Annotated in this window: 23 protein-coding genes and 1 pseudogene; 17 read left to right on the top strand and 7 right to left on the bottom strand. The window is 34.1% G+C overall.

The features are described from left to right. Window positions 1-5 precede the first annotated feature (5 nt). The gene (locus ACQH6S_RS01125) at window positions 6-3,401 is read left to right on the top strand and encodes a hypothetical protein (RefSeq protein WP_425364619.1); all 3,396 of its coding nucleotides are present in this window, start codon (window positions 6-8) and stop codon (window positions 3,399-3,401) included. Window positions 3,402-3,426: 25 nt separating this feature from the next. Here ACQH6S_RS01125 and ACQH6S_RS01120 read toward each other — a convergent pair whose 3' ends face one another. Then, window positions 3,427-3,615 (bottom strand): palindromic element RPE2 domain-containing protein, encoded by a 189-nt coding sequence (locus ACQH6S_RS01120; RefSeq protein ID WP_425360753.1) that lies wholly within the window; start codon window positions 3,613-3,615, stop codon window positions 3,427-3,429. Window positions 3,616-3,916: 301 nt separating this feature from the next. Here ACQH6S_RS01120 and lpxC point away from each other — a divergent pair, with 301 nt between their 5' ends. The 3 genes from lpxC (at window position 3,917) to lpdA (ending at window position 6,751) form a co-directional block, all read left to right on the top strand. After that, entirely contained in the window at window positions 3,917-4,777 is an 861-nt protein-coding gene (lpxC, locus tag ACQH6S_RS01115) for a UDP-3-O-acyl-N-acetylglucosamine deacetylase (protein ID WP_094648872.1), read from the top strand. Between the two features lie 25 nt (window positions 4,778-4,802). Further along, window positions 4,803-4,943 carry a hypothetical protein gene (locus ACQH6S_RS01110; RefSeq protein ID WP_425360752.1) on the top strand — a complete coding sequence of 47 codons (141 nt, stop codon included), beginning with the start codon at window positions 4,803-4,805 and terminating at the stop codon, window positions 4,941-4,943. 410 nt (window positions 4,944-5,353) lie between these two features. Beyond that, window positions 5,354-6,751 (top strand): dihydrolipoyl dehydrogenase, encoded by a 1,398-nt coding sequence (lpdA, locus tag ACQH6S_RS01105; RefSeq protein ID WP_425360751.1) that lies wholly within the window; start codon window positions 5,354-5,356, stop codon window positions 6,749-6,751. A gap of 91 nt (window positions 6,752-6,842) precedes the next feature. On the opposite strand, the pseudogene ACQH6S_RS01100 reads toward lpdA, so the two are convergent. The 3 genes and pseudogenes from ACQH6S_RS01100 to rpmH all read right to left on the bottom strand — a co-directional run. Beyond that, a pseudogene (locus tag ACQH6S_RS01100) lies at window positions 6,843-7,037 on the bottom strand (IS1634 family transposase); the annotation flags it as partial. Between the two features lie 194 nt (window positions 7,038-7,231). Continuing rightward, entirely contained in the window at window positions 7,232-7,645 is a 414-nt protein-coding gene (gene rnpA, locus ACQH6S_RS01095) for a ribonuclease P protein component (RefSeq protein ID WP_341748528.1), read from the bottom strand. A gap of 3 nt (window positions 7,646-7,648) precedes the next feature. Next, window positions 7,649-7,783 carry a 50S ribosomal protein L34 gene (gene rpmH / locus ACQH6S_RS01090; protein ID WP_094648876.1) on the bottom strand — a complete coding sequence of 45 codons (135 nt, stop codon included), beginning with the start codon at window positions 7,781-7,783 and terminating at the stop codon, window positions 7,649-7,651. A 159-nt stretch (window positions 7,784-7,942) separates the two neighbouring features. Between rpmH and ACQH6S_RS01085 the strand changes: the two genes are divergently transcribed. The 8 genes from ACQH6S_RS01085 to tnpB all read left to right on the top strand — a co-directional run bounded on the left by ACQH6S_RS01085 (window position 7,943) and on the right by tnpB (window position 14,917). After that, the gene (locus ACQH6S_RS01085; protein ID WP_425360750.1) at window positions 7,943-8,482 is read left to right on the top strand and encodes a demethoxyubiquinone hydroxylase family protein; all 540 of its coding nucleotides are present in this window, start codon (window positions 7,943-7,945) and stop codon (window positions 8,480-8,482) included. Then, entirely contained in the window at window positions 8,482-9,270 is a 789-nt protein-coding gene (locus ACQH6S_RS01080) for a BPL-N domain-containing protein (RefSeq protein WP_425360749.1), read from the top strand. The genes ACQH6S_RS01085 and ACQH6S_RS01080 overlap by 1 nt, the downstream gene beginning before the upstream one ends. A 224-nt stretch (window positions 9,271-9,494) precedes the next feature. Then, a complete protein-coding gene (gene mnmA / locus ACQH6S_RS01075) occupies window positions 9,495-10,592 on the top strand; it encodes a tRNA 2-thiouridine(34) synthase MnmA (protein ID WP_094649639.1) in 1,098 nt (365 codons plus the stop codon). 170 nt (window positions 10,593-10,762) lie between these two features. Then, complete coding sequence (locus ACQH6S_RS01070; protein ID WP_425360748.1) at window positions 10,763-12,157, top strand: amino acid permease; 1,395 nt, start codon at window positions 10,763-10,765, stop codon at window positions 12,155-12,157. Between the two features lie 5 nt (window positions 12,158-12,162). Next, window positions 12,163-13,401 carry a histidine--tRNA ligase gene (gene hisS, locus ACQH6S_RS01065; protein ID WP_425360747.1) on the top strand — a complete coding sequence of 413 codons (1,239 nt, stop codon included), beginning with the start codon at window positions 12,163-12,165 and terminating at the stop codon, window positions 13,399-13,401. Window positions 13,402-13,514: 113 nt separating this feature from the next. Continuing rightward, the gene (locus ACQH6S_RS01060; RefSeq protein WP_425364618.1) at window positions 13,515-14,096 is read left to right on the top strand and encodes an HD domain-containing protein; all 582 of its coding nucleotides are present in this window, start codon (window positions 13,515-13,517) and stop codon (window positions 14,094-14,096) included. Window positions 14,097-14,150: 54 nt separating this feature from the next. Further along, entirely contained in the window at window positions 14,151-14,576 is a 426-nt protein-coding gene (locus tag ACQH6S_RS01055; RefSeq protein ID WP_341758053.1) for a hypothetical protein, read from the top strand. Continuing rightward, a complete protein-coding gene (gene tnpB, locus ACQH6S_RS01050) occupies window positions 14,564-14,917 on the top strand; it encodes an IS66 family insertion sequence element accessory protein TnpB (protein ID WP_341752109.1) in 354 nt (117 codons plus the stop codon). Before ACQH6S_RS01055 ends, tnpB begins: the two co-directional genes overlap by 13 nt. On the opposite strand, the gene ACQH6S_RS01045 is transcribed toward tnpB, so the two are convergent. Further along, a complete protein-coding gene (locus ACQH6S_RS01045) occupies window positions 14,914-16,023 on the bottom strand; it encodes an IS66 family transposase (protein ID WP_425364395.1) in 1,110 nt (369 codons plus the stop codon). The genes tnpB and ACQH6S_RS01045 overlap by 4 nt on opposite strands. A 302-nt stretch (window positions 16,024-16,325) precedes the next feature. After that, window positions 16,326-16,574, bottom strand: coding sequence for a hypothetical protein (locus ACQH6S_RS01040; protein ID WP_341758049.1), 249 nt, complete (start codon window positions 16,572-16,574; stop codon window positions 16,326-16,328). 411 nt (window positions 16,575-16,985) lie between these two features. On the opposite strand from ACQH6S_RS01040, the gene petA reads away from it, so the two are divergent. The 5 genes from petA to ACQH6S_RS01015 all read left to right on the top strand — a co-directional run bounded on the left by petA (window position 16,986) and on the right by ACQH6S_RS01015 (window position 20,993). Further along, entirely contained in the window at window positions 16,986-17,513 is a 528-nt protein-coding gene (gene petA, locus ACQH6S_RS01035; protein WP_094649207.1) for a ubiquinol-cytochrome c reductase iron-sulfur subunit, read from the top strand. A gap of 6 nt (window positions 17,514-17,519) precedes the next feature. Then, on the top strand, window positions 17,520-18,731 hold the full coding sequence (locus ACQH6S_RS01030; RefSeq protein WP_341759693.1) for a cytochrome b: 1,212 nt from the start codon (window positions 17,520-17,522) through the stop codon (window positions 18,729-18,731). Then, on the top strand, window positions 18,728-19,501 hold the full coding sequence (locus ACQH6S_RS01025) for a cytochrome c1 (protein ID WP_425360497.1): 774 nt from the start codon (window positions 18,728-18,730) through the stop codon (window positions 19,499-19,501). The genes ACQH6S_RS01030 and ACQH6S_RS01025 overlap by 4 nt, the downstream gene beginning before the upstream one ends. Before the next feature lie 150 nt (window positions 19,502-19,651). Further along, the gene (locus ACQH6S_RS01020; protein WP_425360496.1) at window positions 19,652-20,062 is read left to right on the top strand and encodes a DNA cytosine methyltransferase; all 411 of its coding nucleotides are present in this window, start codon (window positions 19,652-19,654) and stop codon (window positions 20,060-20,062) included. A 151-nt stretch (window positions 20,063-20,213) separates the two neighbouring features. Beyond that, complete coding sequence (locus ACQH6S_RS01015; RefSeq protein WP_425360495.1) at window positions 20,214-20,993, top strand: transposase; 780 nt, start codon at window positions 20,214-20,216, stop codon at window positions 20,991-20,993. A gap of 25 nt (window positions 20,994-21,018) precedes the next feature. Here the strand turns inward: ACQH6S_RS01015 and ACQH6S_RS01010 are convergent, their stop codons facing one another. After that, entirely contained in the window at window positions 21,019-22,695 is a 1,677-nt protein-coding gene (locus ACQH6S_RS01010; RefSeq protein ID WP_425360494.1) for a recombinase family protein, read from the bottom strand. Between the last annotated feature and the right edge of the window lie 204 nt (window positions 22,696-22,899).

Genomic DNA, 22,899 nt, shown 5'->3' with positions numbered 1-22,899 from the left:
GGAATTTGGTGCTAAAAAAATATTATCTAGTATTTTTCTTGTTGATTTACTCAAGCAATAGTTGTGCGTCTTGGGAAGCAGTTGGGGAATGTCTAAAGAATCCTTGCAATTGTGGCTACACTACGATAGATGAAATATGGAATAAAACAATCAAAAGAACAATAAAGCCAAACCCTCTATGTCCACCATGGAATAGACGGGATGGACGTGATGTAGATAATTGCTTGGTTCAATTTGATCCTCCTGAAAATTGGATTGGATTTTATCTGCAGCATTGTGCAGAACGTACAAAAGAAAGCTCTTATTTTTCCCCAAAGATTCGTATAAGAACTCAAAGTTGTAATGCATTTGCCTGCTGGAATCAATCCACTACTTTAAATTGGGATGGTGAATGTGTAGTATGGCCTGGGGCTTATGCCTTACCTTTACTCAGAATTTGTGCTAGAATTGCCGTTCCGGAAGTAGCACCAACTCATCTTAACAAAAAAGGAACGCCAGCAGATCCTGGTTATACTCGTGGAAAACACTTGAATGATGTTGGTTTTACAGAAGATGACGAATTATTTATGGGAGATGATGGAAAACCACTTAAATTTGATAGACCAAAGTTATGTGCATATAGTGATCCTGGTTTAGTAAATCTGGTTTCAGCTACCGGAGTTCACTTAGATCCGTTGGACTGGAACCCAGTAAGACAACCTCTTCATAAAACAGATGAGTTACACCCTCTGGCAAAAGTTCTAAAATTTTTAATAGACATTAAGTCTAATCTAACTATGTCAGCACTATTAGGTAAGTTATTAGATATAATGGGTGCTGAAAATACCCCTGGTCTTGATGTTATAAAAGAAATGGTTAAATGGATAGGATATATTCTTGAGCAAGGATGGATATATACAGCGGCAGGAACTATAGTAGAAGCATTGGGCAAACTAAATAACACTGTTGATAACTATCAATTTGGTTGTATTGAATTACCATTTGGTCCTTTCCCGCCACCATATTGCCCTAAATTAGCCCCATTAGTTATTACCCCCACTACCCAATCTGTATGCAGTAAGAAGAATGAAAACGGTTTATTTGTTCAATCTTCAGATGCCCCATGTGTAGTATCTAAATTAAGGAATAATCTTATTCATAATGTCGTGCGTATTAGTTTAGACAATATGGTACCTCTTTGTAAAAAGGAAGGAAATCTTACAAAAACCGATAAATGTGTAGTAATAAACAATCTTGGTGAATTTTCTTCAGCCAAAAGGATGCATATTGCTACCGCTCAACGTGATGCAATAAAAAAATGTTCAGTTGGTGATACAACACCTTGCATTAACACAAAAATTGACTTTAAATGTAGCATTACTGAAAATGGTTGTGAAGATGGCTTTAGAATAGTTTACGCACAAAAAATAGGCAATCACTCTACACCAAGTAGTTACTATGTTGATGATTTACCTGATTGTAACAGCACGAAGGCAGAGGATAAAGATAAAACTACTTGTCAAGAAATATGGGGGATCAATATTGGTGAGTTTATCGATGCTAATATTGAATTTCCTAAGCTACAAAATCAGGATGATAACAATTTATTAAAACTACAAAAACTCTTTGATCTCAACGATAATAATGACAAGAAGTGGTCTTTTGCTGTGTCAATTGTTAGAAATACTTTTTTAGATACTGATTTAGAACCTAGTTTTCGTCGTGACCCAAAATCTATTTGTGTAATAGAAGGAGATCAGCTAATTGGCTGTGAAAAAAGAGTAACAGATGGCTACCAAATCTTAACCCAAAAATGTGGGGTAATTCCTGAGGTGATTTGCCCTAATAATAGCTATTATACCCCTCAATTTGTTGCGTCAATCCAAGTGTTAGACAAAGAAGGGAAAGTGGTTGATTTAACTAGCACTGTTGTTACTCCATTGTCGATATATTCAACTGAGAAACAAAAGACAGAAGAAATAATAAATTTAGCAGGATATAATTTTACTTCCTTCATGGCATATATTTCTAATACCCCACCAGTTACATATACTGCTATGCCGTTTTCTGGAAAAAAATCTATGAATCCTTTAACAATATATGGTGAATACAAAAACGACAAGGCTCCTTACGATACTGAAGGAAAACTTATTACAGATGCGGTATATTTGAAAGGTCTTGAATATATAAATGGTAAATATCTGCAAGGAGCAACGCATGGTTGTTTACAATTAAAAGATATAGAAAAATGTATTCCTGGAGTAAATAATACTAATTGCGTGCTAGCAAAACTACTTGAATCAGATACCATTGATTGCTTAAAATTCAAGGAAAAAAGCACCCAATATCAAAACTTTCTTCCTCTATGTAAAAATATTACTAATTGTAACTCTATAGAAAATATTGAAGGTATCACAATTTATAAATGCAATACCATGTATTGTTATACAAATAATCGTAAACAAGGTGTTGAAGTATGTAAAGTCTCTGTAGATACTGATAATAGAATTGATCCGGCTCCATCACAAGGAGACAAGATAAATACTGGACAGTATTACAATTTTACCCTTGATCAGAAGAATGAGAAAGCCCTATATAATCAGAAAACTAATACAATCCGAGATAAAACATCCCAGGAATTGGGTCTTTGCACCACAATTGATGCCCCTAAATGCAAAGCAATTTCTACCCCGACTGATATTAGTGGTAATGCAACATGGAAGTCTAATAACATAAGTGATCCAGATACAGAAATAGGTCACTTGGCACAAGGTACTTGCAAGGATGGTTGGGTATTAATTGATCCGAATAAACCACTGCAGCGTTATTGCCTATTAAATATAGCTACTAAAAGCGTTGGTTTTGAAGCCTTATCGGAGGGAGTTGGTTGTAAAGAGAATAATGGTCTTAGTTTCAAATATACAAATGACTTTAAAAGTAATTTTCCTGTAAAAAATAGCTATGATACTTCAACTAAAATTGGCACTTTGGTACTTGGTGGTTCATACAATTCTACAGCCTATCTAATAAATACATTAAATTGGGCAAATTATGAGATTGATGTTCCCAATACTAATATGCTAACCTCTTTTACAATAGGTGGGGCTGATTCGTATTATGATGATTACTTAATGATTAAAGTCAATGATAAAATTATTTATACTGGTCCCCCTAATCATGAGTTTAAGGATATAGAATGTAGAGATTATCAAGCTGACAAATGTGTTGTTTACATTTCTAAAACTGGTAAAAAAGAAGATTTTGCGGAAGCTCCTGATATATATAAATCTACTAAGTTGCCGCAACTTGATCTGATGCCACATTTACGGAATGGTAAGAATAATATTAAGATTTATGTTGGAGTTGTTGGTGGAGGGGTTTTGAATCTTACTATTAAATACCAATTTAAAAAATTACAATAGCAAATTTTGAGAGTATATAGCCAATTCAGGAGGACTGGGTAGTATAGTCAATTGATGAGAAGTTGGGGACGTCGTCACTCGTCGCTCGCTTATTACTTATAGGCGTCGCTCCATCGCTCCTAGCCCCAAATTCTTCTGAATTGACTATATTTAAAGCTCTGCAAGAACCTTGATTATCTAGTACTACAGTTGTAGATTGAATGTGAGTGTTCACGATTTTTTTGCTATTTTTTTGTGATGAATAAAAAAACCTGATCACCAAGCGTCATTGCGAGGAGACCGTAAGGTCAACGAAGCAATCCATTTCTAATCACTTTTCTGGATTGCTTCGTCGGTCTGGCAACCTCCTCGCAATGACATCTTATACTTTAACCTTTTTTCCGTGAACACTCACATTCAATCTACAACTGTAGTACTAGTATAAGTGTAATATTTTGTAACATAATGTAACTTGCATATAATCTGTTAAGGTATTAAAATAGCTTGAATTTCTAAAATAGAAGTAGAACTTATCAATGCAAGTATCAATACTAAACCCTGTAAGTTGTTATGGGGTAGGCGTTCATTCAGGTAACATTACTCAGTTGACTTTAAGACCAGCTGCAGAAAATACTGGCATTGTTTTTGTCAGGACTGATGTGCGGCAAGAAATAAATTTTATTCAAGCTAGTTGTTTGAATGTCTCAGAGACTTCTTTCTCTACTACCATAAAAAATGAACATAATATTTCCGTTTCAACTATAGAGCATTTAATGGCAGCTCTTTGGGGATGTGGAATTGATAATTTAATAATTGAAATCGATGGTTCTGAAGTACCAATAATGGATGGTAGCAGTAAAGCTTTTGTTTTTATGATAGAATGTGCTGGGCGACAATTACAAAATGCTCCAAAAAAATACCTAAAAATCTTAAAAGAAATTAGGGCAATTCACAAAGATTGCGAGTTAGTGTGTAGCCCTGCTCATAGCATGACAGTTGATATGACAATAGATTTTGCTAGTAAAGCTATTGGTAAGCAAAATTTACTCTTCTCAGAAAATGAATCTTTTAAAAATAATATTGCTGATGCTAGAACTTTTGGATTTATCCATGAACTTGAATATTTAAAAAGTAAAGGGCTGGCACGTGGGGCATCTCTCGATAACGCTATAGGTATAGATCAAGATATTATAATAAATCATGATGGACTTAGATATACTGATGAATTCGTGCGGCATAAACTTCTTGATCTATTCGGAGATTTATATACTACAGGAGGGCATCTAATAGCTAACATCACTGGTTATAAAACCAGCCATGCTCTGAACAATCAATTCTTACGACAAGTATTTAGTGATCCTACTGCCTATCAATGGGTTAGTAATAGAGAAATTTAGGCTTGCAGCAGTTCAGGTTTAATATATGGCTAGTAAAGAAAATATAAAGCTCAAGGGATTAGAGAAACAAATTCAACAATTAAAGAAGCAAGTTCAACCGGTAATAGATGCACATAGTGCAACATCTTTTAAAACTGGCTTGGTATCTACTACAGTTGTAGTTTAGATGTGAGCATTCACGATTTTTTTGCTATTTTTTTGTGATGAATAAAAAAACCTGATCACCAAGCGTCATTGCGAGGAGACCGTAAGGTCAACGAAGCAATCCATTTCTAATCACTTTCCTGGATTGCTTCGTCGGTCTGGCAACCTCCTCGCAATGACATCTTATACTTTAACCTTTTTTCCGTGAACACTCACATTCAATCTACAACTGTAGTACTAGAATAACTACTGGTAAGTATTCTTGATATCACGATAAGAACTAATAATACGCAAAATTTGTAGCGGTTTGGTTCGTAAGAAGATGAGTTAAATATTAACTTGGGTTAGCTATAAAAAAATAATTATTTTTCTAAAAACTATTAGTGTTGGTATGTTTATGGTTTATAATGCTATTATTATGGAGGAAAATATATGAAAGAATTTGATTTAATAGTGATTGGTGGTGGTCCGGCTGGTTATACAGGAGCAATAAGAGCAGCCCAGTTGGGTATGAAGGTTGCCTGTATAGAGAAAAGGGTGACGCTTGGTGGTACTTGCCTAAATGTTGGCTGTATTCCTTCCAAAGTATTACTAAATTTTTCGGAGAAATATCATGAAGTATTGAACCATTGTGCCGATATTGGCATTACGACCTCAGCCAAACTTGATTTACAGAAAATGATGACTAAAAAAAGTCAGGTAGTATCAGACTTATGCAAAGGCATAGAAGGTTTGTTTATAAAAAATAAAATCACTAAATTTACAGGAAGTGCCAAGTTTATTTCAGCCAATCTTGTAGAAATTACTAACGATGCATCAGTTGAACAAATATCGGCTAAGAATATTTTAATTGCTACTGGCTCTGATATTATTGAAATGCCCAATATTACTGTTGATGAGGAATATATAGTGTCATCAACAGGAGCCTTGAGTCTTGCTAAAGTTCCGGAAACTATGGTGGTAATTGGTGGGGGGTATATCGGTTTAGAGCTTGGTTCGGTATGGAACAGGCTTGGCTCCAAAGTAACGGTTATTGAATATGCTGAAAGTATTGTGCCAGCTTTAGATAAAGAAATTATCAGTCAATTTACCAAAATCCTACAAAAACAATCTATTGAATTGCGATTAAACACTAAGGTGATATCTGCTGAGAAAAAAGCAGGAAAAGTTATTTTAAATATACAACAAGCAACTGACAATTCAGCACAACAGGTAATAGCAGATATAGTGCTAGTAGCCGTTGGTAGAAAAGCCCATACAACAAATTTAGGTCTAGATAAATTAGCCATTAAAACGGACAAACAAAATAGGATTACGGTTAATGATCAGTTCCAAACAATAATGCCTAATATTTATGCTGTCGGTGATGTAATTGCTGGACCTATGCTCGCTCATAAAGCAGAAGAAGAAGCTGTTGCTGCCGTTGAAATTATGGCAGGTTTAGCAGGTCATGTTAATTACAACCTTATTCCAAGTGTCATCTACACTTATCCAGAAGTGGCAAGTGTTGGCTTAACAGAGGAGCAATTAAAAGAAGCTAAGATTGAGTACAAGGTCGGCAAATTTCCATTTTTGGCAAATAGTCGAGCGAGAAGCACAGGTTGTACTGATGGGATGGTAAAAATATTGGCTGATAGCGTAACGGATAAAGTACTTGGAGCACATATTATAGGCCCTTCAGCTGGTACTATGATTGCAGAGCTTGTAGCATTTATGGAATTTGGTGCTTCTTCAGAAGATATAGCAAGAACTTGTCATGCCCATCCTACCTTAAGTGAAGCCATAAAGGAAGCAGCTTTGGCTGTAGATAGGAGGGCTATTAATTTTTAGGAAGTTTTATATATATAATTATATTTTGAGCTATTTTCGCAACCAAAAAGAGCCAAATATAGAATTACTTTAGTTATTGCAGGTAGCCTCCTAAACTTACCTGCTTGTTGAGGATTAGAGCCAAGGTATTTTTAAAGCATAATTCTTTAATTTTAGGTATCCGCTCCTGCAACTTATTCATCATGCGATATATGGTGTCTAAATCATGGTTTTTGTTAAATTGTTCGCTTAAATATTGTGCTAGACCACGCTTGCTATCGGGCTTTACCGTAAGGGCTAATACCACAACTGTTGAAAGTTAGAAGAGGAAGAGGTTTTAGACCAAATAGTTTAAAAGTCGTATGTGGTCAACGTCATTGCGAGAAAGACCGCAGGTCGACGAAGCAATCCATTATTTTGAATTGCTTCAATGCTACTAAAATAGCTCTTTGCAATGATGTTTTGTATTTTAACTTTTTTTCGTGAACGCTCATGAGTCTATTATGCCTTTGAAAATATCCTGTATAATTCGCTTAGTAAAGTTGCAAAATCAATTTGATCAAAACCTTTCTTAGGAATAATTATTATTGCCCAGCTATTGGGTTTAATTTGTGTTTCTTTACTTAGAAGCCTAATTAAATGTCTGATACGTCTCTTGATTTTATTGCGAATAACAGCATTTCCTAATTTTCTTCCGGCTTTTATGCCAAAAAGCAATAAAACTTCACCAGATTTTTTACATAGCCGTGTTTGATTGGTAGTCTTGCCAGCAGCGTTATTCCCTGCATTTAATTTTGCAAGAAGCTTAGTAAAATCTTTTGCTATTACTGTGATAAAATAAGGACTATGGAACTTTTTGCCTAACTTATTAACTAGGTCAAATTCTTTTTGATTTTTTAGAGATAAAATAAGCACTGCCTATGCTGATAACTTCTTTCTGCCTTTTGCCCGACGCTTCCTTAAAATCTCTCTACCACCAACAGTTGCCATTCTTGCCTTAAACCCATGTCTTCTTTTTCTTACTAAATTGCTAGGTTGAAATGTGCGTTTCATAAATTCATATCCAATACAAAGGAACAGATTTACTTATACAATAATGACACTAAACTGTCAATAAAATATAAATTTATCTTTTAAGGAACTGATAGATTGGTGTATTATATTTCTTGATAGAATAAATTTTAATAACATTATTTAAATGAACTAGGGCGTATGGCAAGACCAGACTTTACCAATTCAAGAAATATCATCAAAGAAATTATTAGAGTGGATCACGCCGGAGAATACGGTGCAAAACGAATTTATGAGGGGCAATTAAATTATTGCAGAAACCATCAAACCTATCCTACAATAAAACATATGATGCAGCAAGAAGAAGTGCATTTAAGCTACTTTACTAACTTGTTATTACAAGGTAATGTTAGACCAACTATCTTAATGCCATTTTGGCATATTATTGGTTATGTACTTGGTAGTGGATCAATATTAATAGGAACAAAAACTGCCATGCTACTAACCCAAAGTGTAGAAGAAGTGATTGAACAACATTATCAGAAGCAAATAGACTATCTCGAAGAATATAATTTAGAAAAAGAATTGTTAGATAGTATAAAGCAATTTCAGTCTGATGAAACGGAGCATAAAGATATAGCTCTAGTGCAAGGTAGTAATGAAGTAGTATTTGCCCCCCTAATTAATAAAATTATCAAGTTAATGTGTAATATAGCTATTAGTTTGAGTAAAAAAATTTAATGATATCATCAATCAGAATCTATAATGGGCTAGGTACATCGAAGGAAAGCTTGTATCATACCTTTAATAGTTTTGTTCATTATGCTTCAACAAAATATCATATAAGTTATATTTCTGCAGAAGAAATTATAAGAGGCGATTGGATTGATAATACTAGTTTACTTATTATTCCAGGAGGGGCGGATAGGTATTATACACAATATCTTAACGGTAAAGGCAATAAGCAAATACAGAAATATTTAATGCAAGGTGGTAGTTTTCTTGGAATATGTGCAGGAGCATATTATAGCGGTACCTACCTAGAATTTGCTAAATCTTCACCAATAGAAGTAATAGGAACTCGAGAACTTGCCATATACCAGGGGGGTGTTATAGGTCCAGCCTTATGTAAGTATTACTATAATTCAAATAAAGGAGCAAGAGCCGCTAGGATAATCTTAAATACTCCTAATCTTCCTGAAGATTCTATGGTTTTTTATAATGGAGGAGGCTATTTTTTAGATGCCCAAAATGTAGCTAATACAAAAATTATTGCTAATTATGAAGATTGTAAGGCAGCTATTATAATTTGTAAATTCGGTAGTGGTAGGGCTATTTTAAGTGGGGTGCATTTTGAGTACGATCCTTATCTAATGCGACATTCTAAATTACTCAATCCTATTATAGGGTCATTAATTAAACATAATAAGTCAAGAATTATGTTAGTTAAACATATTTTAAATATGTTGAGTATTGAAGCAAATGAAAAAAATAAGCAATCTTGCAAAAATAATGTAAACAGCTATTAGTGTAACATAAAAATCTGCTATATTTTATGGATATAACCTAACTTACTAATAAAATGTCAGGTTAATATAGGAGTAATTTTTGATATTAAAAATAATGGATGATTAAAAATCGGGATAAATTATAAATCCTATTGTAATTTATCTATAAAGTTATTATAATGTGTTGCTTCGTTTATCGAGTTGGCAAGATGTATTTACTATAACATAAATTTACTATAAATGCAATGAATAATAGAATAAGTAATCCATCTACAATAGTAGTTGCAATGTCTGGTGGGGTTGATAGCTCAGTAGTGGCTGCTATGCTTTGTGAACAAGGACATAAAGTCATTGGTATAACACTACAATTATACGATCACGGCATAGCCACCAAGAAAAAGAATGCTTGTTGTGCTGGGCAAGACATTTATGACGCAAAAATGGTGGCGGATATGCTAAATATTCCGCATTATGTATTGGATTACGAGTCTAAATTTAAAGAATCAGTAATTTATAACTTTGCCGATAGTTATATTAGAGGCGAAACACCTTCGCCATGTGTACAATGTAACCAGTCAGTTAAATTTAAGGACTTACTAAAAGTAGCAAAAGATTTAGGAGCTGACTGTCTTGCTACTGGTCATTATGTTCGGAAAGTCGAAGGTATAGATGGAGCAGAATTACATACTGGTATTGATATTGCCAAAGACCAAAGTTATTTTTTGTTTGCAACTACTTTAGAACAACTAAATTATCTATCTTTTCCTTTGGGAGAATTAAGCAAAGAGCAAACAAGAAATATTGCTACTAGATTTAACTTAGGCGTTGCAGATAAGCCTGATAGCCAAGATATTTGTTTTGTACCAGATGGTGATTATAGGAAGGTAATTAGTAATATCCGAACCGATGTTAATGAAAAAGGTAAAATAATCCATGTAGACGGCTTTGAACTCGGGACACATAATGGTATTATCAACTATACTATAGGTCAACGTCGTGGACTTGGCATAGCTTTTCATGAACCACTTTATGTAGTAAGAATTGACCCTAATACAAAAATTGTCTATGTTGGTCCAGATTCGGCATTAGATTCTACCGAATTTACCATTAAGAATGTTAACTGGCTTGGTAAAGAAATGGTTGTCCAAGAGGAAGTTGAGGTGCAAGTTAAGATTCGTTCGACTCGTCCTGCTACCTTTGCCAAGATTAGTAGGATAAGTAATACAGAAATTAGGGTAAAGTTAATGTCTGCAGAGAAAGCTGTAACTCCTGGTCAGGCTTGTGTCATATATGATAATGCTCGAGTTCTTGGTGGAGGATGGATTACTAGAGAAATTGCATAAATACTTTTATAGTATCCCGATTAGTATTTATCGTCAACGTCATTGCGAGGAGCCACTTTAGTGGGCGAAGCAATCCAAATTTTATGTCACCCCTGCGTAGGTAGTGGGTTAGATTCCAGCCTACGCGGGAATGACAAGAGTATTTTCTATTATTAAAATTGGAGAGATTAATGAGTTTTTTAACAAGAAAAAGTTTTGAATCAATAAAAGAGCTAGGGAAGACTAGTGGTCTCGCTAAAACCTTAGGAGCATTTGATTTAATATTATTGGGTCTTGGGGCTATAATAGGTACGGGTGTATTTGTAATAACAGGTCTAGTTGCGGCTAAATATTCTGGTCCTGCAGTTATGCTATCATATGCTATTGCTGGTGGAACATGTATTTTTGTTGCTCTTGCCTATACAGAGCTTGCTACCATGTTACCGACTTCTGGCAGTATTTATACTTACTCTTATGTAGCATTTGGTGAGGTATTTGCTTGGTTAATGGGTAGTGTTATCATATTAGAACTTGGTTTTGCTGCTGGAACTGTTGCAGCTTCTTGGTCTGGATATGTTCAGGCAATATTGTCAGCTGGTGGAATAGGTTTGCCTAAAGCTTTAACTACCGTGCCTAGCAATGGTGGAATAATAAATTTACCAGCTTTTCTTATTGTAGTGTTTGTCTCTTTTATTTTGTACTTAGGAACGAAAGATAGTAAAAAACTAAATGCCATTTTAGTATTTATAAAAATGGCAGCTATATTTGCTTTTATTGTGTTTGCCACACCGTATTTTGATGCAACAAATTGGCAAAACTTTTTACCTTTTGGCTTCAATAATATGTTAGTTGGGGCATCTATCCTATTTTTTGCTATGACCGGTTTTGGGACAATAGCCACTACAGCTGAAGAATGCAAAAATCCTAACCGAGATTTAATGATTGGTATTATTGGATCACTAGTAATTGCAACGATAGTATATGTTATAATAGCTGGGCTAGTCACTGGTATAGCCCCTTTTGATCAACTTAATAACGATCAACCACTTGCCTATGCTCTTAGCTTGAACAATAGTAATGTTGGGTCTGCCATAGTTGCTACTGGAGCAGTATGTGGTATGACTACGGTACTAATGATGAATATTTACGCTACATCCCGTATTTTTTATGTAATTGCTCGAGATGGGTTATTGCCAAAAAGTTTTGCAAAACTTCATACAAAATATGATAGTCCTTATATTACTATCTTAATATTTTCTGCACTTGCTGCATTATTAGGAGGATTTTGCCCAACTGAAATTCTTGTTCAGTTATCATCTATGGGATCATTAATAGATTATACAGTGGTTGCTATAATAGTCATATTGTTTAGAATAAAAATGCCAAATGTTCCAAGACCATTTAAATGTCCTGCTGCATGTATCATTATACCATTTGTTTTAATAGCTTGCCTATATTTACTATTTATACAAATATTTGATAGTAACTTTAATTTGATGATTGCAGGGCAATTATTAATATATTGGTTTGCACTAATGTTTGTTCTGTATATTCTTAGATTGTTCTTTATGAAACGACAAGTTTAATTTGTATGAGTAATGCACTACAACCATTACGTGGTACTAAAGACCTACTACCTGCGGATTATATAATTCACGATTATATAATTAACACAGCAAAACATATTGGTGAACTTTATGGTTATCAAGCCATGAGTACGCCGATAATTGAATATACTAAAGTTTTTGACCGTACACTTGGAGAGACTTCTGATGTAATAAGCAAGGAAATGTACAATTTCCTTGATAAGAGTGATAATAATATTTCTCTTAGACCTGAGTTTACAGCCGGTATTATTAGGGCTTTTATCTCTAATAACCTGCAACAAACATTACCTATTAAGTTCTTTTCAAGCGGTCCAGTATTTCGTTATGACCGACCACAGGCTGGTAGACAAAGGCAATTTCATCAAATAAATTTTGAGTATATTGGTGGAGAAGAAGGATCGAGTAACGATGCTGAAACAATTAGGCTTGCCTTAGATATTCTTCAGGCTTTAGAAATAGATAAAGATACAACTTTAGAAATAAACTCAATTGGTTGTGCTGCAACTCGTACCATCTACCAACAAAAGCTGGTAGAGTATTTCAATGATTATAAGTCAGAATTATCAGAAGATAGCCAAAAGCGACTCGTCAAAAATCCGATGCGGATCTTAGATTCAAAAGATGAAAATGATAGAAAAATAGTTGCGAATAGCCCGTTAATGTCTCAATACTATAATAGTGATACTGCAAGATATTTTGACGATGTGTTAAGATACTTAGATTTACTGAATGTAAAATATATCATTAACCCAAGGCTAGTAAGGGGGCTTGATTATTATTGCCATACAACTTTTGAGTTTACTACTAGCAAACTTGGCAGTCAGTCGACAATTCTTGCTGGTGGAAGATATGATGGGTTGAGCAAAATTATGGGCGGGTCAGAGACAAAAGCCATTGGCTTTGCTGCTGGAATCGAAAGGCTTGCTTTAATGAGAGAATACAACATATCTAAAGCCAGACCAGTATTTATCTTTCCTATTAGTGACAATAATTTAGAATATTGTTTAATCTTAGCCAATCAATTACGCCAAAAAAATATTTCTGTTACCTTAGACGCCAAAGGCAAAATAGCCAAGAGAATGATTCGGGCTAATCTACAGAAAGCTAAATATGTTATTTTTGTTGGTGATGATGAACAAATGAGTAATAGCCTTAAATTAAAAGATCTTGATAAAGAACAAGAATATTTATTACAATTTGAGCAAATTGTAGAATTACTTTAGTTATTAGACCTCTTGCATAACCTAAAGATAATTGAGGAATTTTTAAAAAATATAACAAAATTATTGGCAATATTAATTTAATGTACAATTAAATTAATTAGAGAGGTACTTTTATGGAAGATATTGACAATTGGCGGGTAAAGTTCGAATCTTGTAAATATTCTACTAAGCTACTTAATAAATTGATTTTACTAAATGAAAAAGTAAATGATCCAGTAGATATCGACGAAATTACTAAAGCTATCTATTACGCTAAGAAATATCATGGTAGTCAAATGCGACAATCTGGCGACCCCTATTATTCTCATCCAATAGAAGTATCATACATGGTTGCCCAGTACACAGCCCAAGAAATTCCCACATTATTTAAAACTGAAATGATAGTTACCAGCTTACTGCATGATACGATCGAAGATACAATACTTACTGAAGAGATGATAGCTCGAATTTTTGGTAGTCAAGTTGCTAGCCAAGTGGAAGCTCTAACAAGGAACAAGTCTTACGGTAAGATTAGCTCCAAAGATACTTTGGATTTATTATCTCAACAAAAGAGATTTGACGTGGCATTGATTAAATTATTTGACCGCATTCACAACCTACAAACAATAAGGGCTAAATCCCCAGAAAAGGCACTGAAAATAGTTAAGGAAACTATAAGATATTTTGTAACGTATACTTGCAGCAAAACTGCATAACTTTATCTAATTTTTTTGTTAGTATGAATTTTTTATACATTTGGGTTTCATACTATGCAAATACCATCGATTACTATTGAGCAAGTAGCTCAGCAATTTAAAGCTTGGCGTCAAACTAAAACTAATAAGTTTGATCCTATACCAAACCATCTAAAGGAATTAGTTCACCAATTACTCCATCATTATTCTTACCAAGAGATAGCTAAACATCTTAATATTAATAAAGCAACAATTAGTTCAACTAAAAAAGCCCATGAACCTACCATCAAAACTTCTTCTGTCTCAACTTCAAATCAATCCCTACAACAAAATATTAATTTTCTCCCATTTCAACTAGTAAATTCTATAGATACCGATCCTGTAGCTGCTCCCAAGCAAAATCACTATACTTGTCACATTATTAAACCAAATGGTACCAAGCTTATTATCCAAACACTAGAGCCAAAAACTATAATTCAGACATTTTTATGCTGCAACTAACCCCGGCGTCAGTTATTTTTGTTGCCACTATTGCCATCGATTTTCGCAAGGGTATCGATGGCTTAATCGCTGTTTGTAGACAAAAACTTTCTTCTGACCCTCTTAATGGTTCCTTGTTTTTATTCTATAATAAAAACAGAACTGCCATTAAAATTTTGTCCTTTGACGGTCAAGGCTTTTGGCTATGCTCTAAACGCCTATCCAAAGGTAAATTTACGGCAAAACTTTTCCCATCTGATAATTCATCTTACCAAATTTGTTATAGAACCTTACACATTCTTATTCATAATGGCGATCCTAGTTCTGCCAAATTCTCTAATGATTGGCTTCCTGTCGTTTAAGCTGCTGTCTCGATTAATTCCGTATTATTCATATATCTTGCATAGGCAAAAGGCGTATAATCCTCAGGATGCTTCTTTGCTTTGCTACTATGCTCTTGTAGCCAATTTAAATATTTAAAGGCATTGATCTCGTTCTCACTACAAGTCTTTACTATACTATACAGACCACTATGTATCTCAGCACTATTGATTGTTTTAAAGAATAATGAATTCTTCCTTTGTAAAATAATGGTACGCAGTGATCTCTCAGCCCAATTATTATCAAGATTGCTAACTGGGATTTTTAAAAATTGGGTCAAACCTTCTTTATTATTTATCCAATATTTCATAGCTTGTCCAAGCCTACTATTAGGCTCAACTTTCTTGTCGTTAAATAATTCGTCTATTTTGTTATATATGTTTTCTATATATTTACTGCTATGTTCCTGATGATACCCAAGTTTCTCTTCAGGACTCATCTCTTTACATTGATGTTCATTGTGGTAAATCCCACGTGTTTGTTTGAGAAAATATCCGCATTCTTCAGGGTAATATAGTTCATTTTCTGTAAATTTTCTCTGACCATGTGACAAACAATTGATCATCACTATTATTGCCAGTAATTCTTTATCTGCTTCTGATAATACCGGGTTATTATTGTTACTTGCGTCAGTCATTAATTGGATAGAATCTGTTCTATTCTTACGATTCTTTAGTACGTTACCTATATTTTCTCCACCATGCCTATTACCGGTAAAATATAAAACTATTACCTCATTATTTGCAGTCTTAGCACATATTGTAGTAGTATAACAGCTGCGTCCTTTCTTATTTTGAGTACGTAATTTTTTATTGGCTATAGTAATTTCTAAAATCCTAGCTCTAGTATCATCAAGGTTCAGTGAACTACATTCGGCAGCCATTTCCAATAATACCCCGTAAATTTCAGCTCCACCACCTTCTTGCCAAACATCTAAATATTGTTGCCAGAGCGAGCTGTATGCTATAGGAACCCCGCTTAAACTCTGTAGCCTAGATAAACGGTAGAAAGGAGTACCATAGGTCTTTTGTAACACTATTGCACTTCTGCTACTATTTGTCCATTTGTTGATATTTTTATTGTTCATAACTGTATAATCGCAAGCATTACAGCGTAACGTTTTCTTTACATATCTGTTGACTGTAATTGGAGCATTACCTGTAAATTGTAGCAATTTTCTAGCTTCACTATTATATAGTTTGCCATTATAGCAGTGAGGACAGCTATCACCACTACAAAAATTCTCAGGAGTTAAATAGCTGGTATTCGCATCCTTATAATCATCAAACCCATATTTACCTTGCCAATTACTACGATCTATCTTTTTGGGCTTATCGCACTCTCCTTCATTACCACCATTCCCGTTATCAGATTCACCTGGCGGTTCTTTTAATGAATCTGAACTATCTTTTTTTTGTGATCTGCCTTAAAACCAATCAGCATTTCCTTAAGCTTATTTATACTGATATTTGATGATGCTAGCTTGTCTATTAGCTCGTTACAAAATTTCACAAGCTCTACTATCGTTTGCTGTTCATCTCCCGTTAATGAACTTTCCTTGACATGCTGTATTAGTTCTTCTCGTTCTTCAGCACTTAAGGTCGCTACTTTTGGTTTTTTCATTTGATTAATTATCATTATTATTAATATTTCAAATATTATAATATGACTGCTACTTTTTCAACTAGTTTTTTTATTAATCTGTTTTTTATTAATCGGTGATATTTGCATAGTAGAAATCCAAATTTATACAATAAATTCATACTAGCAAAGAAATTAGATAGTGTTACGCAGTTTTGCTGCAAGTATACACTAAATCTTAAGGTAATACCAGTGATCTTAGGAAGAGCATAAATAATTCCTTTAATTATTTGTTGAGATTTTAGTAATTAGTTAACAAAAATTAGCTAATCGTAACAAACGGTACTATATTTGTTTTTTTGGGAGTGTCAAGTATTCTTATATTAAATTGCTGAAGAGATGCTTGATATTTTATTACTTTTATAGTAACATATTACGTAGATATCTATAAATTATACTGATCAGTTTATGTCAAATACTAATTGTTATGATAAGGCAACTCGTAGAGATTTTATAACCTTAACTGCTAGCAGTATGGTTGTGGTTGGAGCAGCATGTGCTACCTATCCTCTTGTTAGTTCATTTAACCCTTCAGCAGATGTTCTTGCCCTATCTTCAATAGAAGTGGATTTATCTCATATCCAACCAGGGCAAACTGTTACTGTTAAATGGCAAGGCAAGCCGGTTTTTATTACTAATAGAACTCCAGAAAAAATCGCTGAAGCAAGAAATGTAAATCTCGCCGAGCTAATGGATCCTGAGCTTGACCAAGATAGAGTTAAATCTGGGCATGATAAATGGTTGGTGACTATAGGCATTTGCACCCATTTGGGTTGCGTACCACTTGCAAACCAAGGCGATTATGACGGTTGGTTTTGCCCATGCCATGGCTCTCAGTATGATTCATCTGGTCGAGTACGCAAAGGACCAGCTCCTTTAAATTTGGCTGTTCCACCATATGAATTTATTTCCGATACAAAAATTAAAATCGGATAATTATTTATGAATGAAAGTAATTATCCTGAAGAATCCAATCCAAACAAATCCAATCCGATCATAGAATGGATCGACTACCGACTCCCTATTTTCTCGTTCTTTAAACATCTAGGCGAATACCGAACACCCAAAAATTTGAGTTACCTATGGAACTTAGGGTCAATAGCTGGTATTGCCTTAGTAATTCAGATAATCACTGGCATTATTTTGGCTATGCATTATACCCCTCACGTCGATTACGCCTTCGAGAGTGTTGAAAAAATTATGCGTAACGTCAATTATGGCTGGCTAATACGTTATATACACTCAGTTGGGGCATCAATGTTTTTTGTTGTCGTTTATTTACATATCTGTAGAGGGTTATATTATGGCTCGTACAAAAAACCTAGAGAGTTATTATGGCATATAGGCATAATAATTTTTCTTATCATGATGGCTACTGCCTTTATGGGATATGTGCTGCCTTGGGGACAAATGAGCTACTGGGGAGCAACTGTAATCACCAATTTATTTTCAGCTATACCTGTCATTGGCAAATCGATAGTTACCTGGCTTTGGGGAGGTTTTTCAGTTGATAACCCTACACTTAACAGATTCTTTGCTTTACATTATTTATTGCCTTTTATTATAGTAGCTTTAGTCTTACTTCATTTAGTAGCCCTACATGTTCATGGTTCAAATAACCCCAAGGGTATCGATGTTAAATCCCCTAAAGATACTATTCCTTTCCATCCATATTATACTGTAAAAGATTTTGTTGGATTTGGTGTTTATTTTCTAATATTTGCTTTTTTTGTCTTTTTCAAACCAAATTATTTAGGACATCCTGACAATTACGTACCAGCTAATCCTTTGGTTACGCCAACTCATATAGTTCCAGAATGGTATTTTTTGCCATTTTATGCTATTTTACGGGCAGTACCGTCAAAGCTAGGTGGGGTAATATTAATGTTTTCTAGTATTTTGTTATTATTTATTTTACCTTGGCTTGATAGCTCAAAAGTTAGAAGTGCCAATTATCGACCAATGTTCCGTATAGCTTTTTGGCTGTTCATAGCTGATTGTTTGGTACTTGGATATCTTGGAGGAAAACCAGCCGAAGACCCTTATATTACCTTAAGTAGATTTGCTGCTACTTACTATTTCTTTCATTTTTTCGTTGCAGTACCACTAATTAGCAAGTATGAGAAAACTTTGCCATTACCGGATTCTATATGAAAGATAATAAAATTACCTCTTATATCAAATTTTACCTGTGTTTGTTAATTTTGTTAGTATCCAATACTATCACTGCCAACGAAGCATTACCTACAAAAAAGATTGCTTGGTCATTTGACGGAATTTTTGCTAGCGTTGATAGAAAAGCTGCCCAACGTGGCTTTCAAGTCTATAAAGAAGTATGTAGTGTGTGTCATGGTCTTTATAATTTATATTATCGTAATCTTAAAGATATAGGATTTTCAGATGAAGAAATTAAAGAAATAGCCAAAAATTATACGGTGCAAGATGGCCCCAATGATGCAGGAGAAATGTTTGAAAGACCAGCTCTACCATCTGATCCATTTGTTCGCCCCTATCCTAACGAACAAGCAGCAAGAGCAGCCAATAACGGGGCAGACCCACCTGATTTATCATTGATCATTAAAGCAAGACCTGATGGGGCAAATTATGTATATTCTATACTTACTGGTTATACTAATCCTCCTGAGAATTTTAAATTAATGCCAGGATTAAGTTACAATCCATACTTTCCGCATAGTCAAATTGCCATGCCAGCTCCACTAACAGATGGACAAGTACAATATATAGACGGAACAAATTCATCGGTAGAACAAATGGCTATGGATGTTACCGTATTTTTACAATGGGCTGCTGAACCTGAAATGGAAAACCGTAAATCTATGGGTTTGAAGGTAATGATATTTTTAGTAATTTTTACAATTTTCTTTTATATTTCTAAAAATAGAATTTGGCAAAATGTCAAGTAACTTAATTACAAACCAGCAATTATAAATTCAAAATGTAAATGACAGTAATATTGTTCTAATTACAACTTATAGATATCAATTTGGAGTAATATTTTTTTATCATTGTATAATGTTTATCCTATGCCAATATATAATTAATGTGTCTCCTATATGTACAAATTTATAGATTTATTTTGTGATATTGGTGGTTTTCGTATAGCTCTTGAAGAAAAAGGGATGGAGTGTGTTTTTTCATCAGATATTGATAAAGATGTGCAAGAAACTTATAAAAGGAATTTTGGAGAAAAGCCCATGGGTGATATTTCTGAGATTTCTGAGCAAAAAATACCAAAACATGATATTTTATGTGCCGGTTTTCCTTGTCAACCTTTTAGTATCTCGGGTAAACAAAATGGTCTACATGATATAAATGGTAAATTATTTTATGAAATAATTAGAATTGAACAATATCATAAACCATTAATATTATTGCTTGAGAATGTTAAAAATATTATGAATATTGATAATGGTAATGTTATTAAAACGATAGATATAAAACTTGATGAAATAGGATATAAGTAGCCTACAATTTTTATTCTATAAGTATTAAGCAACATAAAAACGTCATTGCGAGGAGGCGTGAGCCATAGTACCCTACAATTTTTGTAATAAATACTCTGCAAAGGTATTGTATATGGAAGGTTGAAGTAGTATAAGAGTGTATTTTCTGACTATGCACAATATACTACTTCAGTCACTGATACTAAACTTTTCTTGGAAAAAATCAAGGCTAGAATGTCTTTCTGGAATGATTATGAGTCTAATTGAGAATTGCTCCGTTAGCGGTAAAAACATGGCACTTGGAATTAAGAGTGAAGCTAAACATAGCTCTAGAATTCAAAGAATATATAGGCTGTTTAGGGATCAAATATTTAATTATGACCAAATTGCTAAGTTTATTTTGAATATTTTTGCTAATGACAAATACATTATTGCTCTGGATAGAACTTGCTGGAAATTTGGCACAAGTGATATTAATATATTATTTTTGGTTATAGTTTTCGGAAAAATTTCTGTGCCTATTTATTGGTATCCATTAGATCACGGGGGTGCTTGTTCTAGCTGGTTGATGGAGGAAATTTTAGAGCGATTTATCAATAATTTTGGAGTTCATAAAATTAAATATTTATTGGCTGATCGCGAATTTATGAGTAAAGAATGGCTTAATTTTCTAACTAGCAAACAAATTAAATTTGCGATTCCTCTTAGAAAAGATATGCTGATTCGAATTATCAATGCTTTGCAAATTAAACCAGTGGGAAAAAGTTTTAATAATGTAAAACCCCTTGAATACCTTGAAATTAAAGGCATGTTATGGGGACATGTAGTTACATTATCTGCATATAGAAATGATAAAAGCGAACTAATGGTTGTTGCAGCTAGTGGTGATATTGATGTAAAAATTTTTGCTTTATATAAATTTCGCTGGTCAATTGAAGTTTGCCAGTCATAATGCCTCTGTAATAGTTATTTGTTTATTATTCTACCTTTTTTACCCTGGAATGGTAAATCCACTGTTTCGGTTGTTCTCTTAATGAGATCAACCTTTTAATCTCTTGCTCATCGGCTGTAATTAGCCAAATCCAACGTTGTGATGAGTTGTAAACTTTCCTGACTTTTAATTGCTCTCTTTGCATCCATCTATATAAAGTTGGTTCTGGTATATTGATTTTTTGCGATAATTCACGAAAAGTAAATTCATTTTGCCTACGATTAATTTCTCCTGATAATGTTCTTTTGTTAGTAGCTGTTACACCACTACGTATAAGTAGGCTACTAACCGTGTTCTCATTAAAAATATTTAACAGCTTTGCTGGACGCCACCCTTCTTGTTGATTTAAAATATCAGCAATTTGCTGTAATGTCATATCTTGGCTTTTGAGACTGGCTACTAGTTCAAGCAGTTTACCATAATAACTAAGTTGCTCCAATTTTGCCACAGGACGAACAAGATTAGTATTAGTTTTATATCCACCAGCCCAATGTATTTCTACCAAGACTTTCTCTGTTACACCTTCTATTTTTACAACAACACATTCTATTAGTAAACGTAAAATTTCTTTGCGTTCTTCTACCGTAGTAGTTGACGATGACCATAAAGCAGGAATATCAGAAGCTAATTTATATATAGTTTGACGCTCAACATCAGACAGAATTTTTGATTGTTCAGCTAAGAATTTGGCATATTCCTGTTTTAACTTTTCTTCTGCAGATAATGATTCTTCCCACTTTTTCTCAAGAGTTCTTGTGACAAGACGATTCTCAGGTTCTGAAGAATTATATTGCCGATATGCCCTCTCAACTTCATATCGTCCTCTCTCTAATTGTTTTTGCCAATATTTTTGTAAATTATTATGTTCGGTTTCAAGGTCTGTTGCCACTCGTAAACTAACTTCCAAAGCTTCTGGCTTTAACACTTCTAATGCCTGCTTAGCAATTAGTTCATCCAAAACATTGCCAACCAATGATTGGCAAACATCTTCACCATAATCTACAGACATTCTGCTACAACTATAACGCAATTTATTACCATTATTTGTATAGCAAGTTGCCATTCGTAAACCACAGCGACCACAAACAACAAGTCCGGCTAATAGTGCATTACCATGCCTTGCTACACCAATTCCTTGTATGGAGTTAGATAATAATTGTCTGCCATTACGTTCATATTGTTGCCAACTAATATAAGCAGGAACTTTGTCTTTTAACAATACTTGCCAATCTGACATTTTAGCAACAATACGCCCCGTAGATCGTCTGCCAGGTTTTTTTCTATGTGCCTCTGTTGGTCTGCGTCCATATACATAAGCACCTGCATATATGGGATTATGTAATAGATTTCCTAAAGTATTCCTATTAGGACGATGCCAGGTTAGTTCACCTTTTTGCAAACCGCTACGCTCTCTATAAGGCATTTTTATTTTATGACTGACTAAGTATTTTAATACTGCATTAATTGTAGAAAATTTTTCAAATAACTCAAATACCATCTGAATAGTTGCCTGTGCTTGCTCATCTGGATCTTTAACAATTTCGCCAGATGGTCGTCTAACATATCCCATAGCAACTTGCATGCCTAACTCACCTCGACGTGCTTTTGCTTTCTTCCCTTGTAGCATGCGTTGCTTAATTATATGTAACTCTGCTTCAGACATTGTACCTTTAAGACCTAATAATAGTCGATCATTATAGGATACCGGATCATAAATACCATCAGTATCAGCAATAATGGTTCTAAAAAGTGCACATACTTCTAGGTTCTGTTGACAAAATTTTATGTTAAGTTATCAGAGTAGAATAAAGAAGTTGCAATAGTAAGAAGAAATGGTAGTTTCTAGTTATCGAAACCAAGAAACTAC

This window comes from Candidatus Tisiphia endosymbiont of Mystacides longicornis (genome assembly GCF_964031095.1).
In the GTDB taxonomy this organism is placed as follows: Bacteria; Pseudomonadota; Alphaproteobacteria; order Rickettsiales; family Rickettsiaceae; genus Tisiphia.
The sequence above is the reverse complement of the archived record's forward strand: the minus strand, read 5'-3'. Positions and strand labels throughout refer to the sequence as shown.

What these genes read in the sequence shown, in the direction of transcription:
- ACQH6S_RS01020 (WP_425360496.1), top strand. Translation starts at nt 19,652, where the DNA reads ATGTACAAATTTATAGATTTATTTTGTGATATTGGTGGTTTTCGTATA.
- ACQH6S_RS01080 (WP_425360749.1), top strand. Translation starts at nt 8,482, where the DNA reads ATGATATCATCAATCAGAATCTATAATGGGCTAGGTACATCGAAGGAA.
- ACQH6S_RS01040 (WP_341758049.1), bottom strand. Translation starts at nt 16,574, where the DNA reads ATGATAATTAATCAAATGAAAAAACCAAAAGTAGCGACCTTAAGTGCT.
- ACQH6S_RS01010 (WP_425360494.1), bottom strand. Translation starts at nt 22,695, where the DNA reads ATGTCTGAAGCAGAGTTACATATAATTAAGCAACGCATGCTACAAGGG.
- petA (WP_094649207.1), top strand. Translation starts at nt 16,986, where the DNA reads ATGTCAAATACTAATTGTTATGATAAGGCAACTCGTAGAGATTTTATA.
- ACQH6S_RS01110 (WP_425360752.1), top strand. Translation starts at nt 4,803, where the DNA reads ATGGCTAGTAAAGAAAATATAAAGCTCAAGGGATTAGAGAAACAAATT.
- rpmH (WP_094648876.1), bottom strand. Translation starts at nt 7,783, where the DNA reads ATGAAACGCACATTTCAACCTAGCAATTTAGTAAGAAAAAGAAGACAT.
- hisS (WP_425360747.1), top strand. Translation starts at nt 12,163, where the DNA reads ATGAGTAATGCACTACAACCATTACGTGGTACTAAAGACCTACTACCT.
- ACQH6S_RS01025 (WP_425360497.1), top strand. Translation starts at nt 18,728, where the DNA reads ATGAAAGATAATAAAATTACCTCTTATATCAAATTTTACCTGTGTTTG.
- lpxC (WP_094648872.1), top strand. Translation starts at nt 3,917, where the DNA reads ATGCAAGTATCAATACTAAACCCTGTAAGTTGTTATGGGGTAGGCGTT.
- ACQH6S_RS01085 (WP_425360750.1), top strand. Translation starts at nt 7,943, where the DNA reads ATGGCAAGACCAGACTTTACCAATTCAAGAAATATCATCAAAGAAATT.
- ACQH6S_RS01045 (WP_425364395.1), bottom strand. Translation starts at nt 16,023, where the DNA reads ATGAACAATAAAAATATCAACAAATGGACAAATAGTAGCAGAAGTGCA.
- lpdA (WP_425360751.1), top strand. Translation starts at nt 5,354, where the DNA reads ATGAAAGAATTTGATTTAATAGTGATTGGTGGTGGTCCGGCTGGTTAT.
- mnmA (WP_094649639.1), top strand. Translation starts at nt 9,495, where the DNA reads ATGAATAATAGAATAAGTAATCCATCTACAATAGTAGTTGCAATGTCT.
- ACQH6S_RS01055 (WP_341758053.1), top strand. Translation starts at nt 14,151, where the DNA reads ATGCAAATACCATCGATTACTATTGAGCAAGTAGCTCAGCAATTTAAA.
- tnpB (WP_341752109.1), top strand. Translation starts at nt 14,564, where the DNA reads ATGCTGCAACTAACCCCGGCGTCAGTTATTTTTGTTGCCACTATTGCC.
- ACQH6S_RS01060 (WP_425364618.1), top strand. Translation starts at nt 13,515, where the DNA reads ATGGAAGATATTGACAATTGGCGGGTAAAGTTCGAATCTTGTAAATAT.
- ACQH6S_RS01015 (WP_425360495.1), top strand. Translation starts at nt 20,214, where the DNA reads ATGCACAATATACTACTTCAGTCACTGATACTAAACTTTTCTTGGAAA.
- ACQH6S_RS01070 (WP_425360748.1), top strand. Translation starts at nt 10,763, where the DNA reads ATGAGTTTTTTAACAAGAAAAAGTTTTGAATCAATAAAAGAGCTAGGG.
- ACQH6S_RS01030 (WP_341759693.1), top strand. Translation starts at nt 17,520, where the DNA reads ATGAATGAAAGTAATTATCCTGAAGAATCCAATCCAAACAAATCCAAT.